This window comes from Halorientalis pallida (assembly GCF_049605515.1).
Classification (GTDB): domain Archaea; phylum Halobacteriota; class Halobacteria; order Halobacteriales; family Haloarculaceae; genus Halorientalis; species Halorientalis pallida_A.
In genome coordinates, this window is sequence record NZ_CP187158.1 from 2,842,603 (window position 1) to 2,856,690 (window position 14,088).

General features: G+C 69.0%; 13 protein-coding genes. 7 read left to right on the forward strand and 6 right to left on the reverse strand.

From position 1 onward, the window contains the following. The first annotated feature begins 53 nt into the window (after positions 1 to 53). Complete coding sequence (locus ACOZ4N_RS16270; protein WP_424017414.1) at positions 54 to 578, forward strand: HVO_2922 family protein; 525 nt, start codon at positions 54 to 56, stop codon at positions 576 to 578. A gap of 21 nt (positions 579 to 599) precedes the next feature. On the opposite strand, the gene ACOZ4N_RS16275 is transcribed toward ACOZ4N_RS16270, so the two are convergent. From ACOZ4N_RS16275 to pdhA, 3 genes are read right to left on the reverse strand one after another with little or no spacing between them, the layout of a single operon-like run. Next, positions 600 to 2,324, reverse strand: coding sequence for a dihydrolipoamide acetyltransferase family protein (locus tag ACOZ4N_RS16275; RefSeq protein WP_424017416.1), 1,725 nt, complete (start codon positions 2,322 to 2,324; stop codon positions 600 to 602). A gap of 1 nt (position 2,325) precedes the next feature. Then, positions 2,326 to 3,333, reverse strand: a complete 1,008-nt coding sequence (locus ACOZ4N_RS16280; RefSeq protein ID WP_424017417.1) for an alpha-ketoacid dehydrogenase subunit beta — start codon at positions 3,331 to 3,333, stop codon at positions 2,326 to 2,328. 1 nt (position 3,334) lies between these two features. Further along, positions 3,335 to 4,441, reverse strand: a complete 1,107-nt coding sequence (gene pdhA, locus ACOZ4N_RS16285; protein ID WP_424017418.1) for a pyruvate dehydrogenase (acetyl-transferring) E1 component subunit alpha — start codon at positions 4,439 to 4,441, stop codon at positions 3,335 to 3,337. A gap of 304 nt (positions 4,442 to 4,745) precedes the next feature. Between pdhA and ACOZ4N_RS16290 the strand changes: the two genes are divergently transcribed. Beyond that, positions 4,746 to 5,873 (forward strand): hypothetical protein, encoded by a 1,128-nt coding sequence (locus tag ACOZ4N_RS16290; RefSeq protein WP_424017419.1) that lies wholly within the window; start codon positions 4,746 to 4,748, stop codon positions 5,871 to 5,873. Between the two features lie 5 nt (positions 5,874 to 5,878). Here the strand turns inward: ACOZ4N_RS16290 and ACOZ4N_RS16295 are convergent, their stop codons facing one another. The 3 genes from ACOZ4N_RS16295 to ACOZ4N_RS16305 form a co-directional block, all read right to left on the reverse strand. Further along, a complete protein-coding gene (locus tag ACOZ4N_RS16295; RefSeq protein WP_424017420.1) occupies positions 5,879 to 6,025 on the reverse strand; it encodes a hypothetical protein in 147 nt (48 codons plus the stop codon). A gap of 2 nt (positions 6,026 to 6,027) precedes the next feature. Then, on the reverse strand, positions 6,028 to 6,954 hold the full coding sequence (gene lipA / locus ACOZ4N_RS16300; RefSeq protein ID WP_424017421.1) for a lipoyl synthase: 927 nt from the start codon (positions 6,952 to 6,954) through the stop codon (positions 6,028 to 6,030). A gap of 81 nt (positions 6,955 to 7,035) precedes the next feature. Next, positions 7,036 to 8,139 carry a PQQ-binding-like beta-propeller repeat protein gene (locus tag ACOZ4N_RS16305; protein WP_424017422.1) on the reverse strand — a complete coding sequence of 368 codons (1,104 nt, stop codon included), beginning with the start codon at positions 8,137 to 8,139 and terminating at the stop codon, positions 7,036 to 7,038. 139 nt (positions 8,140 to 8,278) lie between these two features. Here ACOZ4N_RS16305 and ACOZ4N_RS16310 point away from each other — a divergent pair, with 139 nt between their 5' ends. From ACOZ4N_RS16310 to endA, 5 genes are all read left to right on the forward strand, one after another. Further along, positions 8,279 to 9,007, forward strand: coding sequence for a hypothetical protein (locus ACOZ4N_RS16310; RefSeq protein WP_424017424.1), 729 nt, complete (start codon positions 8,279 to 8,281; stop codon positions 9,005 to 9,007). Between the two features lie 83 nt (positions 9,008 to 9,090). Beyond that, on the forward strand, positions 9,091 to 11,451 hold the full coding sequence (locus ACOZ4N_RS16315) for a DEAD/DEAH box helicase (protein WP_424019967.1): 2,361 nt from the start codon (positions 9,091 to 9,093) through the stop codon (positions 11,449 to 11,451). A 214-nt stretch (positions 11,452 to 11,665) separates the two neighbouring features. After that, a complete protein-coding gene (locus ACOZ4N_RS16320) occupies positions 11,666 to 11,908 on the forward strand; it encodes a hypothetical protein (protein ID WP_424017426.1) in 243 nt (80 codons plus the stop codon). 194 nt (positions 11,909 to 12,102) lie between these two features. Further along, on the forward strand, positions 12,103 to 12,846 hold the full coding sequence (locus tag ACOZ4N_RS16325) for a DUF91 domain-containing protein (protein WP_424017427.1): 744 nt from the start codon (positions 12,103 to 12,105) through the stop codon (positions 12,844 to 12,846). Positions 12,847 to 12,897: 51 nt separating this feature from the next. Further along, positions 12,898 to 13,920, forward strand: a complete 1,023-nt coding sequence (gene endA / locus ACOZ4N_RS16330; protein ID WP_424017428.1) for a tRNA-intron lyase — start codon at positions 12,898 to 12,900, stop codon at positions 13,918 to 13,920. The last annotated feature ends 168 nt before the right edge of the window (positions 13,921 to 14,088 follow it).

Here is a 14,088-nt window from a genome sequence, read left to right on the forward strand (position 1 = left end):
GACTTTGAGTGTGCGGGTTGGCTTTATCCCTCGCGGGCCCGACCAGTCGGGGTATGGAGGAACGCCTGTTCAAGCGGACCGACGAGCGCGACGCCGCGGCGACGGCCGCCCTGTTGCGCTCGCTCGCCGACGACCTCGAATCGGGGACCGGCTTCGACGCGCTGGCCGGCGAGCCCCTCGACGTCGGCGTCCCGACCGAGATGACCGTCGATGTCGAACTCGACCGGGAGACAGAGACCGACGAGCGGGAACTGGAGGTCGAACTCCTGTGGGACCCCGCCGACGAGCGCGAGACCGCGGTGACGGAGACGGCCGGCACGGACGACCCGTCGGCGACCGACTCCGCCGACACGACAGCCGACCCCACGAACGCGTCGGGCGACACTACCCCCGCCTCACAGGCCACCTTCGAGGTGTTCCGGGACAGGGCCGACGAGTGGCGCTGGCGACTCCGCCACCGCAACGGCAACATCGTCGCCGACAGCGGTGAGGGGTACGCCCGCCGGAAAGACGCGATGAACGGCCTGGAGAGCGTCCAGCGGAACGCGCCGGGTGCCGAGGTCGAGATCGAGGAGTAGCCGTCGATCCGCTCGCGGTCCTTACTCCAGCAACAGCAGGGTCGGGTCCCGCAGGTACTCCTTCAGCGTGTTCGTGAAGCGGGCGGCCTCCGCGCCGTCGATCACCCGGTGGTCGATGGACAGCGAGAGGGTCATGACGTGGCGCGGGACGACCTCGCCGCTCACGGCTTCGCCGGTCGCGCTCTCCGAGGACTCACTGCGTTCGTCCTCGACGACCCAGGGACGTTTCTTGATCGCGCCCAGGCCCAGAATCGCCGTCTCGGGGTAGTTGATGATCGGCGTGGCGTACTCGCCGCCGATGGCCCCGAAGTTCGTGACGGTGAAGGTGCCGCCCTGCATCTCCTCCCGGGAGATCGACCGGTCGCGGGCCTTCTCGACGAGTTCGTTGGCCTCGCTGGCGACGGACAGCAGTGACTTCCGCCCGGCGTCCTCGACGACGGGCACCATCAGCCCGGCGTCGGTGGCAGTGGCGATCCCGATATTGTAGTCGCCCTGCTTGACGATCTCCTCCGCTTGCTCGTCGAGTTGGGAGTTGAGGATCGGGTACTCCCGGAGCGCGGCGACGACGGCCTTCACGACGAAGGGCAGGTAGGTGAGCCTGATCCCGCGTTGCTCGGCTCGCTCGGCGAGGTCGTCGCGGGCCTCGACCAGCCCGGTCACGTCCACCTGATCGTGGTGGGTGACGTGGGGCGCGGTGAACTTCGACTGTTCCATCTGCTGGCCGATGGTCCGGCGCACGCCGCGGTAGGGGACCCGCTCCTCGGTGCCGGCCGCGACTTCGGCCCGGTCCGACTCGGCCGCCGTGGCTCCCTCGCGCTCGCCGCCCGCGCTGACCGCTTCCGCGTCGGCGGCCTGGGCCGCTCGCTGGGACTCGGCGTACTGCCGGACGGCCTCGGTCGTCACCACGGCCTCGCCGTCGCGTTCCTCGGTCGCGGGCACCGCGTCGATGTCCACGTCGAGTTCCTTCGCGACGCCGCGGGTCGCCGGGGTCGCCAGCGTGCGGTCGCGGTCGGCCGGTTCTGCCGCTGGGGCCGCCGCGCCCTCCGTCGTGGGCTGGCTCCCCTCGACGACTGTCGGTTGGGCGCCGCCCAGCGGTTCCTCGGCCTCGGCGATTGCGGCCTCGCGTTCGCCCTCGCCGGTCTCGTCGGCGTCGGCCGCCGTCCCGTCGGCACCGGCTGTCTCCGTCTCAGCCGCCGGTTCGGCTTCGTCGGGTTCGTCCGCGTCGGTCTCGGCCGCGGTGTGAACGTCCATCTCCGTGATCCGCCCGCCGGGACCGGACCCTTCGACCGCGGCGAGGTCCACGCCGAGTTCGCGGGCCAGTCGGCGGGCGCTGGGCGCGGCGAAGACCCGGCCGCTCGACTCGCCGTTCGTACTCGGGCCCGCGGGGTCCTCGGGTGGTTCACCGCCCTCCGCTGGCTCGGGTGCCGCATCCGCGCCGGTCTCCTCGGCCTCCTCGCCCTCCACAGAGTCGGACTCCGTCCGACTTGCACCCGACTCGCTTCCCTCGTCGGGAACGTCGAAGACGATGATGACCTCGCCGACCGGGACCACGTCGCCGGCCTCGGCCCGCAGTTCCTTGACCGTACCGTCGACCGGGGAGGGGACCTCGACGACGGCCTTGTCGGTTTCGACCTCGGCGACGGGCTGGTCCTCCGAGACGGGGTCGCCCGGGCCGACGAGCCACTGGACGATCTCGCCTTCGGCGACGCCCTCGCCCACGTCGGGGAGTTTGAACTCGCGGACCATCCTAGAACTCCACGGTCTCGCGGATGCCGTCCTCGATGCGGGCGGCCTCGGGCAGGTAGTAGTCCTCCAGCGCGTAGAGCGGGTAGGGCGTGTCGAAGCCCGTCACCCGGTTGATGGGGGCCTCCTGATAGAGCAGGACGTCCTCCTGGATGGTGGCGATGATCTCGCCCGCGAGCCCGCCCGTCTTGGGGGCCTCGTGGACGACGACCGCGCGCCCGGTCTTCTTGAACGACTCCTTGATGGCGTCCTCGTCCATCGGCGAGAGCGTCCGGAGGTCGACGACCTCGCAGTCGATCCCCTCCTCGGCGAGATTCTCGGCGGCCTCCATCGTCGGGCGAGTCATCGCACCCCAGGTGAACACGGACACGTCCGTCCCCTCCCGGCGGACCGCGGCCTCGCCCAGCGGCACCGTGTAGGGCTCGTCGGGCACTTCCTCGCGGAACGCCCGGTAGATGAGTTTGGGTTCGAGGAAGATCACCGGGTCCGGGTCGCGGATGGCCGAGGCCAGCAGCCCCTTCGTATCGTAGGGCGTCGAGGGGATGACGACCTTGAGGCCGGCCTCGTGGACGAAGAACGCCTCCTTGGACTCGGAGTGGTGTTCGGGCGCGCGGATGCCGCCGCCGTAGGGGGCCCGCACCACGAGCGGGCAGGTGAACCGGCCCCGGCTTCGGGTGCGCAGGCGGGCGGCGTGGGAGACGATCTGGTCGAACGCGGGGTAGATGAACCCCATGAACTGGATCTCGGTCACCGGGCGGAGGCCGTAGGCGGCCATGCCGATGGCGGTGCCGACGATGCCCGACTCCGCGAGGGGCGTGTCGATCACCCGGTCGTCGCCGAACTCCTCGATGAGGCCCTGCGTGGCCCGGAAGACGCCGCCGTTCTCGCCCACGTCCTCGCCCATCACGAGCACGTCGTCGTCCCGTTGCATCTCGCCGTACAACCCGTCGCGGACGGCCTGTACGAGCGTGAGATCCTGTGCCTCGGTCTCGGTATCGGTTGCCTGACTCATGTTATTCGAGGAGGGCGTCGTCGCCGTGTCGGTCCCTGACGCGCTCGAAGTACTCTAGCTGTTGCTGTAAGCGTTGGGGCATTTCCGCGTAGACGTGTGCGAACATCTCCGCGGGTTCGGGCCGCTCGACCGCTTCGGCGGCGTCGATGGCCTCGGCCACCCGATCCGAGTTCTCCTGTTCGATGGCGGCGACGGCCTCGTCGTCCAGCAGGCCCCGTTCGCGCAGGAACGTCTCCAGCCGCGGGATGGGGTCCTTGCGCTTCCACTCCTCGACCTCGTCGTCGTCCCGGTAGACCGACGGGTCGTCGGCGGTGGTGTGTGCGCCGAAGCGGTACTGGACGGCCTCGATCATCGTCGGCCGCAACTCGCCCTCGGCGGGGTCTTTGGCCTTCTCGACGGCCTCGCGGGTGACCTGGTAGACGGCGAGGGGGTCCATCCCGTCGACCTGGACGCCCTCGAAGCCGTAGGCGTGGGCCTTCTGGGCCAGCGTCGCGCTCGCGGTCTGGCGCTCGCGGGGCACCGAGATCGCCCACTGGTTGTTGTTACAGAAGAAGACGGTGGGCGTGTCGAACACGCCGGCGAAGTTCATGCCCTCGTGGAAGTCGCCCTCGCTGGTCGCACCGTCCCCGAAGTAACAGAGGAAGGCCTTGCGCTCGCCCTTCAGTTTGGAGGCCCAGGCCGCCCCCGTCGCGTGGGGGACCTGCGTGGCGATGGGGACCGCCATCGTGAACATGTTGACCTCCTCGGGGACGGCGTTGCCGCCCTCGTGGCCCATCCAGAACAGGAGGACTTGCTTCAGGGGCACCCCGCGAATCAGCGCCGCGCCGGCCTCGCGGTAGCTGGGGAACAGCCAGTCCTCCTCGTCCAGCGCGTGGGCGCTCCCGACCTGTGAGGCCTCCTGGCCCGACAGGGGCGGGTAGGTGCCCATCCGGCCCTGCCGCTGGAGGCTGACTGCCCGCTGATCGAAGTGTCTGGCCAACGTGATCTGTCTGTACATGTCGACGAGTTCCTCGTCACCGAGGTCCGGCACCGTCGCGCCCTCCCGGACCTGTCCGTCCTCGTCGAGGATCTCGACCCGTTCGCCCGGGTCACGCTGTAGGGTACTCATACTGCCCTCCGACAACACATACCATACACGTCGCGGCGCTCGCTAATAGGCTTTTGGCAAATAGCTTTCGTTACCACGCAATCTTGCCCGCGGCGCTCCGCGGTCGGGCGCTCAGGGCTGGATATTCTGGAACTTTTAGATGTTGACTGGGTTCAGAAGTGGACGAACGTTTCGTGCCGTGGGCCGGCGATGTCGGTGGTCTGTCGCGCCGTCGTCGCCCTTGGGCCGCGTGTGACCGCGTACGCGAGACAGCATCGCCCTACGTGACACAAGGCTTATTCTGCGGGTCGGGGTCGGACGAAACGTGTCAAACAGCAATCCGTTCCGGCTGGCAATGCAGGCGCTCGTCGCTGGGGCGGTTCTGTTGATCGCCGCGGGCAGTGGCCTCCTCGGCGGTTCGCTCGCGCCCTTGGTGCGGATCGAGGGACTGGAGATTGTAATCGTCCCGCTCATGCTTAGTTTCTACGTCATGGTCGGTTTTCTCTTCGTCTTCGGTGCGATGGCGGCGGCACAGATATCGGGCGCGACCACTGGAGAGAGCGGCCGCAACGCCGCAGACTCCGGAATGGAGTGGGAGCACATTGCGACCGCGCTGGCGGGAACCGCTGTCGGCTCGGTCGTCGGTGGTGGGCTGGTATTCGGCGTTCCGGACTGGCTCTCGACAACGCTGCCACTCGTCGCGCTGTTCGCGGCGGCCGTCGCGTTCGTCTTCGCCGGCGACGCGGTGTCGATTCGTGGTCTCGACACGGCACTATCGAGCGCCGGTGGGACGATCTATCTGTTCGTAGTCCCAGCGGCGCTGTATCCTGTATTCGATATTGCTGGTCTGTTGATTACAGCGGTCATCGGGACCGCGTCCTTCCTCGTGGCACGTCGCTGGGTACGCAACGGGTTGCCGGTCGACCGCAGACTCTCGGTCGCGTTTGCGCTCGTCTTCGCGCTCGTCGCCGGCGGCGCGATGGCTTACGACCTCTCCGGACCGCGACCTGCCGTCGAACTCGACACCGACGCGACGGTGAACCTTTCCGCCGCCGAGAACCAGTCGCATCTCGTTTCTGATTACACTGTTCAGTCGTCGACCGTTCCCGTCGGTACCCTTTCGGCCGGCAATACCTTTGAATTTCAACGGACCGCCGACGTTCCATCGTACGTCGCTTGTTTGTACGACACTGGTGGCGAGCGGATTCAGATGACTGCCGGTCACGGGCCCGTTCTCGTCGTCGAGGAGGACCAGTATGCCAGGCCCGTCGACGAGGTACGACTCGCTGGTGACCAGCGTCGCCAGTACAGCGTCGTCCTCCTCCTCGACAGCGTCGAGGGTCGCTCACTTACCGAGATTCGCGACCTGGGAACAGTCCCGGTCCGCCGAGCCGAACGCTGTCCCGACACCACCGACGGCCCGGCGCTGGTGTTAGTTCCGACCTCCGAATGAGATCGCTATTCGGCGTCTTCCCTGTCGTCCTCGCGGCTCTCCCGGAGCAGTTCTATCGCTGTCCGCCCCTCGTCGTCAGTCTTCCCCGCCAGGATGCCGCGGAGGTCGGTCAGTGACTCGATTTCCGCCAGTTCGTCTTCGTTTCGTTCCATGATCACTCACTCGCCCGCGCCCGCTCGCGCGCAACGGCCGGATCCTCGCCGTCCAGCACGGCCTCGACGAACAACTCGCCCGCGCGGTACGAGGAGCGGACCATCGGCCCCGACGCGCAGTAGAGGAAGTCCAGTTCCTCCTCGGCCACCCGCTGCCACGTGTCGAAGGCGTCGGGGTGGACGTACTCGCTGACCTCCAGGTGCGACCGCGAGGGCTGGAGGTACTGGCCCAGCGTCACCACGTCGACGCCCACCGTCCTGAGATCGCGGAGGGTCTGGTAGATCTCGTGGTCGTACTCGCCGACGCCGAGCATGAGGCTGGTCTTGGTGTAGATGTCCGACTCCCGATCCACCTGCCGGAGGACCGAGAGGGACTGCTCGTAGCCGGCTCGACGGTCGCGGACGGGCCACTGGAGTCGGTCGACGGTCTCGATGTTGTGGGCGATCACGTCGGGGTCGGCGTCGATGATCTTCCGGACCAGTTCGGGCTCGCCCTGGAAGTCGGGGATCAGACACTCGACCAGGATGCCGGGGTGGCGCTCCTTGATCGCGCGGATCGTCTCGGCGAAGTGGCCCGCGCCCTGGTCGGGCAGGTCGTCGCGGTCGACGGAGGTGAGGACGACGTAGTCCAGCCCGATCTCGGCGACGGCGTCGGCGACCTGCTGGGGTTCCTCGGGGTCCAGCGGGTCCATCCCGCCGGTCTCCACGTCACAGAAGTTACAGCCCCGGGAACAGCGCTCGCCCATGAGCATGAAGGTTGCAGTGCCGGGCCCCTCTCTGCCGCTCCAGCACTCCCCCAGATTGGGGCAGTTGGCCTCCTCACAGACGGTGTGGAGGTCGTGCTCGCGCAGGGTCTCCTTGATGTCGGTGAAGCGCTCGCCCGACGGGGGCGCCATCTTGAGCCAGTCGGGCTTGCGGGCGCGACTCATTACCCGAGAGGAGGGGCCGTCGGGAGAAAAGTGTAGGGTTCCGGGGCCGCGCGGGACAGGGGTCGGCGCTGGTCGGGGCGATCAGACCCGGTAGCCGTAGACCGTCCGGCCGACGCCGACGAAGGTCCGGCCGCGGGCGGCCGTGCCCATGAACGACTTCTCGAAACTCGTCGAGATCGAATCGAGGACTTCGCCGGTTTCGAGATCGCGGGCCTGGGCCTGGTCGTCGTCTTCGACGATCAGCGCCGAGTCCAGCGCCACCATCGGGAACGGGACCATCCCGTCGAGACTGGCGTCCCAGAGGCGCGTGCCGGAGGAGATCTCGACGGCGTAGACGGCGTTTCTGTCGAAGCCGCCACCGAAGAACGCGACGCCGCCGGCGGTGGTCACGTTCGCGTCCATGAAATCGGCGTCGACCGATTCCGTCCAGCGTTTCGATCCGTCCGCCGGGTCGACACCGATCACCGCTGTGTCGCCGGCCACGACGAGGCCCGTCTCCCCGAGCGACGCGTCGTAGCCGAACGTGTACGGAACCTCCGTGACCTGCCAGTCGACCGTGCCGTCGGGGGCGTACCGCGTGAGTCCGGCGCTGGCGTCGACCAGGAAGCCGCCGTCGTACGCGGCCAGCAACCCTCCCGACTCGCCGAGGGTCGCGACGCGCTGGCCGCTGGCCTTCCCGTAGACGACAATCCCCTCGGGGCCCTCGGCGGCGACGTGTTCGGCGGTCGTGACCACCGGGCCGTAGACGGCGTTCCCGTTTCCGCTGTCGCCGCGTTCCCAGCGCAGGTCGCCGGTGTCGGGGTCGACCGCCAGCAGTTCGCCGGTCGTCCACACTGCGAACACGCCGTCGTCGTCGGCGGCCAGCGCGTCGAACGGCCTCGTGGTCGGCCTGGCCCAGCGTTCGTCCCCGTCCGCGAGCGAGAGCGCGGTCATCCCCCGGTCGTGTGTCGTGTACACGGTGTCTGACCGCGTCGCAGTCGAGACGCGCGTCATGTTGAGACGGTCGATGCCCAGGTCGGTCTGCCACTGGCGCTCGAACCTCACCGTCCCGTCCCCGCCGGACTCGGTAGTTCCGGTCGGCGTCCCCGTTCCGCCGTCCGTTCCCTGTCCATCCCTGCCCCCGAGTCCGAGACAGCCACCGGCCAGCGCCGCCCCCACCGTCGCGACGTACGTCCGTCGTTGCATACGACCGACACGTACGCCGACTGCCGTAAATGGTACGTGCTTCACTCGATGGTGGTGTCGAGGCCGGTCTGTCGGAACGTTCATCCACGAAAAGTAACACTTAGGCGTCCCGACCCGCACCGCTGGCATACCGAGAACGATGTGGCCCGACAGTGACACGACGCGGCGACGGACGCTCCGATTGGGTGGGATCGCCGCCGCCGGCGGTCTCGCCGGGTGTACCGGCTTGTTGGACGGATCGACGGGTGGCGAACAGCCGACCGACGAACCGGAGACCGACGAACCGGAGACCGGCGAACCGGAGACCGACGAACCGCCGACCGAGTTCACGGACGACTTCGGAGGGCGGTCGCTGTCGGCCTACCGGACCGTCGCCGGCGACCGCGACCAGTGGGACATCGAGGCGCGCATCGACGGCCCGAGCGCCCACGCCACCGCGTCAGGATCGTACGCGAACACCCTGCTGGCTCCGCAGGCGGACCAGTTCCGGTGGACCGGGACGGGTCAGATAACGCTCGACGTCTGGGCACGGGAGAACAACTACAACCGCAACGCCCTGGTCGAGTTCGGCGATCCCGACGGCGACGCGTGGCGGGTGAAAGTGGCGTTCACCGGCCGGAAGATCAAGATCCGTTCGCCGTCGGAGCAGGTCGAGTCCGTTCGTGCCACGCCCGAACCGGGTGCAGCACACCAACTCGACGTGTCCGTGACGCCCGACGCCGTCACGGTCTCGCTCGATGGCGAACAGCGGGCCGAGTTTCCGGACCCGCCGTCGCTCCCGGCGGGCACCGTCGCCTTCGGCATCGGGAGCAACGAGTCCAAGGGCGGCCAGACCTGGTTCGACGACCTCCGGTTTCGGGCAGAGTAGCGGGTCCGACCGGGACGGAAACGCCTATACTCTCGGCACCCCCGGTTGCTGTCGTGCCAGGGAGCGTGGATCACGAGCCACAGGTGGCTATCGACGAGGTGTTGCCGGCCTACGCCGACGCCTTCCCGTTCGAGTCGTTCAACCGGATGCAGTCGGAGGCCCTGCCGGCACTCTTAGAGCGCGACGACAACGTCGTCGTCAGCGCACCGACGGCCAGCGGCAAGACCGCGCTCGCCGAGGTCGCCATCTGCCGGGCCCTCGACGCGGGCGGCACCGCCCTCTTTCTCGCTCCCCTGCGGGCGCTCACCAACGAGAAGGAAAGCGAGTGGGAACGGTTCGAGGACCTGGGCTACTCCGTGTACGTCGTCACCGGCGAGCGCGACCTGAACCCGAGACGGGCGGAGCGGGCCGACATCCTCGTGATGACGCCCGAGAAGGCCGACTCGGCCACCCGCAAACACGACTCGCCCCGCTACGGCTTCGTCACCGACGTGGACTGCTGTATCATCGACGAGGTCCACCTGCTGGATTCGGACCGCCGTGGCTCGGTGCTGGAGGTCACCATCTCGCGGCTCCGACGGCTCTGTGACCCCCGCATCGTCGCGCTCTCGGCGACGATGCCCAACGTCGACGACGTGGCCGAGTGGCTCGACGCGCCCGCCGAGACCACCTTCGCCTTCGGCGAGGAGTACCGCCCCGTCCCGCTGGAGGCCGGCGTCAAGACCTACACCCACGGCGAGAACGCCTTCGCCGACAAGTACCGCCGACTCTACCGCGCGCTCGATCTCGTGGAACCCCACCTCCGGGAGGACGGGCAGGGACTGGTGTTCGTCTCCTCGCGACAGGACACCGTGCAGGCCGCCAAGAAGACCCGCGACGAGTTGGCCGAACGGGACGTGCCGATGGGCGCTCGCGGCGACTACGACTTCCACCAGGAGGCCGAACAGCTCCAGAACGAGACCCTCCGCAAGTCCGTCCTCGACGGCGTGGGCTTTCACCACGCCGGGCTCTCGAAGGACGACAAGAATCTCGTGGAGCGCTGGTTCCGCGAGGGGACGCTGGGCCTCCTCTTTTCGACCTCGACGCTGGCGTGGGGGGTCAACCTCCCCGCCCGCTGTGTCGTGATCCGGGACACGAAGCTCCACGACCCCCTCGAAGGGGAGGTCGACATGAGTCCGCTGGACGTGCTCCAGATGCTCGGCCGGGCGGGGCGGCCGGGCTACGACGATCAGGGGTACGCCTGGGTCGTCTGTGATCGCTCGGACGCCGACAAGTACCGCCAGTTGCTCCGGGACGGCAAGGAGATCGAGTCGCGACTGGCCACGGATCTGGACGCCCACCTCAACGCCGAGATCGTCCTCGGCACGGTTCGTGACATCGACGACGTGCTGGACTGGATCGAGACGACGTTCTACGCGGTGCGGGCACGGTCCGCGCCCGACCGCTACGATTCGGACGGCCAGTTGCGCGACCGCGTTAGCGACACGCTAGAGCAACTGGTCGACCGCGGGTTCGTCGAACGCGACGGCCTGTCGCTCTCGCCGACCCGCCTCGGACGCCTGGCCTCGAAGTTCTACCTCCGCCTGGACACCGCCCGGGAGTTCGCCGACCTGGCCCGCCGCGCCGACGGGGGCGACGGAGCCGCGACGGAACTGACGACAGACGACGTGCTCCGGGCGGTCGCGACGGCCGCCGAATTCGACAGCGCGAGCGCCCGCAAGGACGAACGCGACGCCGTGCGCGCCGTGCTGGGCGACCGCGAGCGCGATCTCGACCCCGGCCCGCGGAAAGTCCTCGCGATCCTGGATTCGAGCATGGACTCGGCCACGCCGGCGGAACTGCGAAGCGACGCGTGGGTGATCCGCCAGAACGCGCTCCGCCTGCTCGCCGCGCTCCGGGCCTTCCTCGACCACCTCGGAACGGCGGCCGCGGCCAACCTCGCCGCCCGGGTCGAGGCCCGCATCGAACACGGCGTCAGCGCGGACGCGGTCGGGCTGACCGCGCTCGACGGCGTCGGGTCCGGCCGGGCGTCCCGGCTGGCCACGAAGGGGCTCCAGTCCCCGGCCGACGTGCGCGAGGCCGGCGTGTCGGGTCTCGTCGAGGCCGGCCTCTCCGAGGGCGTCGCGAAACAGGTCGTCGGGAGCGCCCAGTCGCTCCCCGACCTCCGGTTCGACTGGGGCGAGTTCCCCGACGCCATCGCCAGTGGCGGCAACGAGATGTGCGAGGTGACGGTCACCAACGCGGGCGACGGCGCGCGGGCGGGCGTCCGCGTCACGGTCAACGGCCACGAGATGACCGCGACCGACGGCTACCTCGGCACGACGACGCTCCCGGTCGGCGTGTTCGGCGGCGACGCCGACACGCTGACCTACACCGCCGAGGTCTATTTCCCGGACCTCCCGCTCGCGCCGGTTTCGGATTCCCGGACGGTCCGCATCGAGTGACCGGATCGTCGAAACTGTCGCAAAAACGCCGATAAAAGTTCTAAAGATCTCTCGACACGCTCTAAAACGTCAGCGAGCCGCACGAGCGGAGATCGTCGGGCGGTAAAACGTGACTGAAGGACGGCAAACTCGCAAAAACGAGGCGAATTCTCGGCAAGCGTCGACCCCTTATATGGAGGTGTCCGTCCAAGGGGTGAGTGCAGGGAGACCCACGATGTCCACGCAATCGACCTCCACGTTCGACGGCTTCGCCGACTGGACCGCCCGCAAAGACGCCGGCCGCAAGCTCCTGGCCCCGGTGCGGTGTCTGGGCTTCTGGAGCGCGGTCGTCCTCCCGCTCGTGTTGTTCCCGATGATGGTGTCGGGACTGGCCGGCGAGTACTTCCCGCTGTTCGCGGCGCTCGTCGTCGCGAACCTCGCCGGCGCGGTCCTGGGTCGGGACTACAACCGCGACTGACGCCGTGGACGCGTGGGCTCGCCTGCCCCACGGTCCCCACACCCGTCTCCACCGCCCTCCACCCGTCTCCGCCGACGCCGAAGCCGACGGGACCACCCCCACGCCCCACCCTCCGGATCGGGCCTCGCGCTCGATCCGTCTCTCCCACCGACGCTTCCGGATGTTTATGTACCAGACCCCGACCAGCCCGGGGTATGCACGACGAGACTCGCGTGCTGGCCGGCGAGTGTACCGTCCGCGACGACACCGAACCCGACGACCGCCGCGGCGACGTGATCGTCGTCCGCAAGCCCGACGACACCGTGCTGGTCCACGAGGGCGAGGGGTACCAGCCGGTGGCGTGGCTCACCCGCGCCGAGACCGTGACCGTCGCGGACGGCGTCCTCACCGCCACCGACGGCGATCAGTTCCTCCGCGTCGAAGTCCACCAGACGTACGGCGACGACAGCTACTCCCTCTCCGAGGTCGGCATCCCGGTCGGCGAGTGCCCGGACTGTGACGGCCGCCTCGTCCGGGACGACGGCACGGTGACCTGCCTCGACTGCCGGGCCGCGTACGGATTCCCGCGGGACGCGACGATACTGACCGAGGCCGCCGACTGTGACTGCGGGTGTCCGCGGATGCGCGTCCGGCGCGGGCGCGCGTTCGAAGTCTGCATCGACAGGGAGTGTGAGTCGCTGGACAAGGCGGTCAGGGGCGCTTTCGACCGCGAGTGGGACTGTCCGAACTGCGACGGCGACCTCCGGATCCTCCGACGGGGCGGTCTGCTCGCTGGCTGTGAACACTATCCCGACTGCGAGACCGGGTGGGGTATCCCGACCGGCACCGTCGTCGACGAGTGTGTCTGTGGCCTGCCGGTGTTCGAGACGGCGGGCGGTCGGCGGTGTCTGGATAGCGGGTGTGGGGAGGCGGGCCGAGCGGCGGCGTCCCAGCCCTGACTGCGCCGCCGAGACCGTGGGTGCTTTGTCCACGCGCGGGCGAGTGGCGGTATGGACGCGACGCTGTCTTCGGGCGTGGTGCGTGCCGGTCGCCAGGCCCGCGAGCAGTTCCACGACGCTCGCGGCTACGGCGACCCCGACGGCGAGGGCGTACGCCTCGCGCCGGTCGAGGCCGCCCACCTGCTCTACCGCGGGGATCTCGACGCAGTCGACGGCATGGGCTTTCGGGAGTTCCTCGCCTCGGCGGCCTGCCCGGACCTGCACTTTCTGGTGTACAAGGACCTCCGGGATCGGGGATTCTACCTCTCGCCGACCGGTGCCGACTGGGTGGCCGACCACGGGACCGCCGATCTGGTGGTCTACCCCCGCGGGAAGGGGCCGTGGGACGACGAGGTGGCCTACCGCGTGCGGGTCGTCAGCGAGCGCGCGACGGTGCCCGCCGCCGACCTGGGCGACGTGGTGCTCGCGGTCGTCGACGAGGAGAGTGAGATCACCTACCTGGAGACCGACCGGCCCGACGTGTCGGGATCGACCGACTACGACCCGCCCGCCGACACGCCGGGCTCGCTGCTGGACGACCGCGTACTGCTCTGGGACCCGCCCGCAGACCTCTACGAACGGGGGTTCTACGGCCAGCCGCTGGACCGCGACGGCGAGACGGTCGAGACCCTCCAGCTCTCGCTGGTAGAGGCCGCCTACCTCGTCCGGCAGGGCGCGCTCGCGCTGGGGACCGACGGGGACGACGAGCAGGCGGTGCTGGAGCGGGGGCGAACCGTCGAGGGCGACCGGTTCGACCGTCGACTCCGGGTCTACACCGCGCTCCGGGCGGCCGGCGTGGTCCCCAAGACCGGCTACAAGTTCGGCGCGGACTTCCGGACTTACGCGGACGTGGAGTCGGTCTCGGAACTCAGTCACTCGGAGTTGCTGATCCGGGTGGTGCCCGACGGCCACGGGTTCGCGCCGCGGGACCTCGCGCTGGACGTGCGTCTGGCCGGCGGCGTCCGCAAGCGGATGGTGTTCGCGCTCACGGGCGCGGGGATCGAGTGGCTCTCGGCCGAGCGGCTGACGCCCTGAGTGGAAACGGTTAAACACCTGCTCGCGGTTACGTTCACCCAAGATGGCCGCTTTCGAGGGTTGGCGCTGGCGCTGGCGAACTTCGGAAGCGGACAGTCTCGCGACCCCGGCCGCCCGATGACGGCGACCGCGGTGGCGTTGCTCCCTTCGCTTTTCGAGTGCCCGACA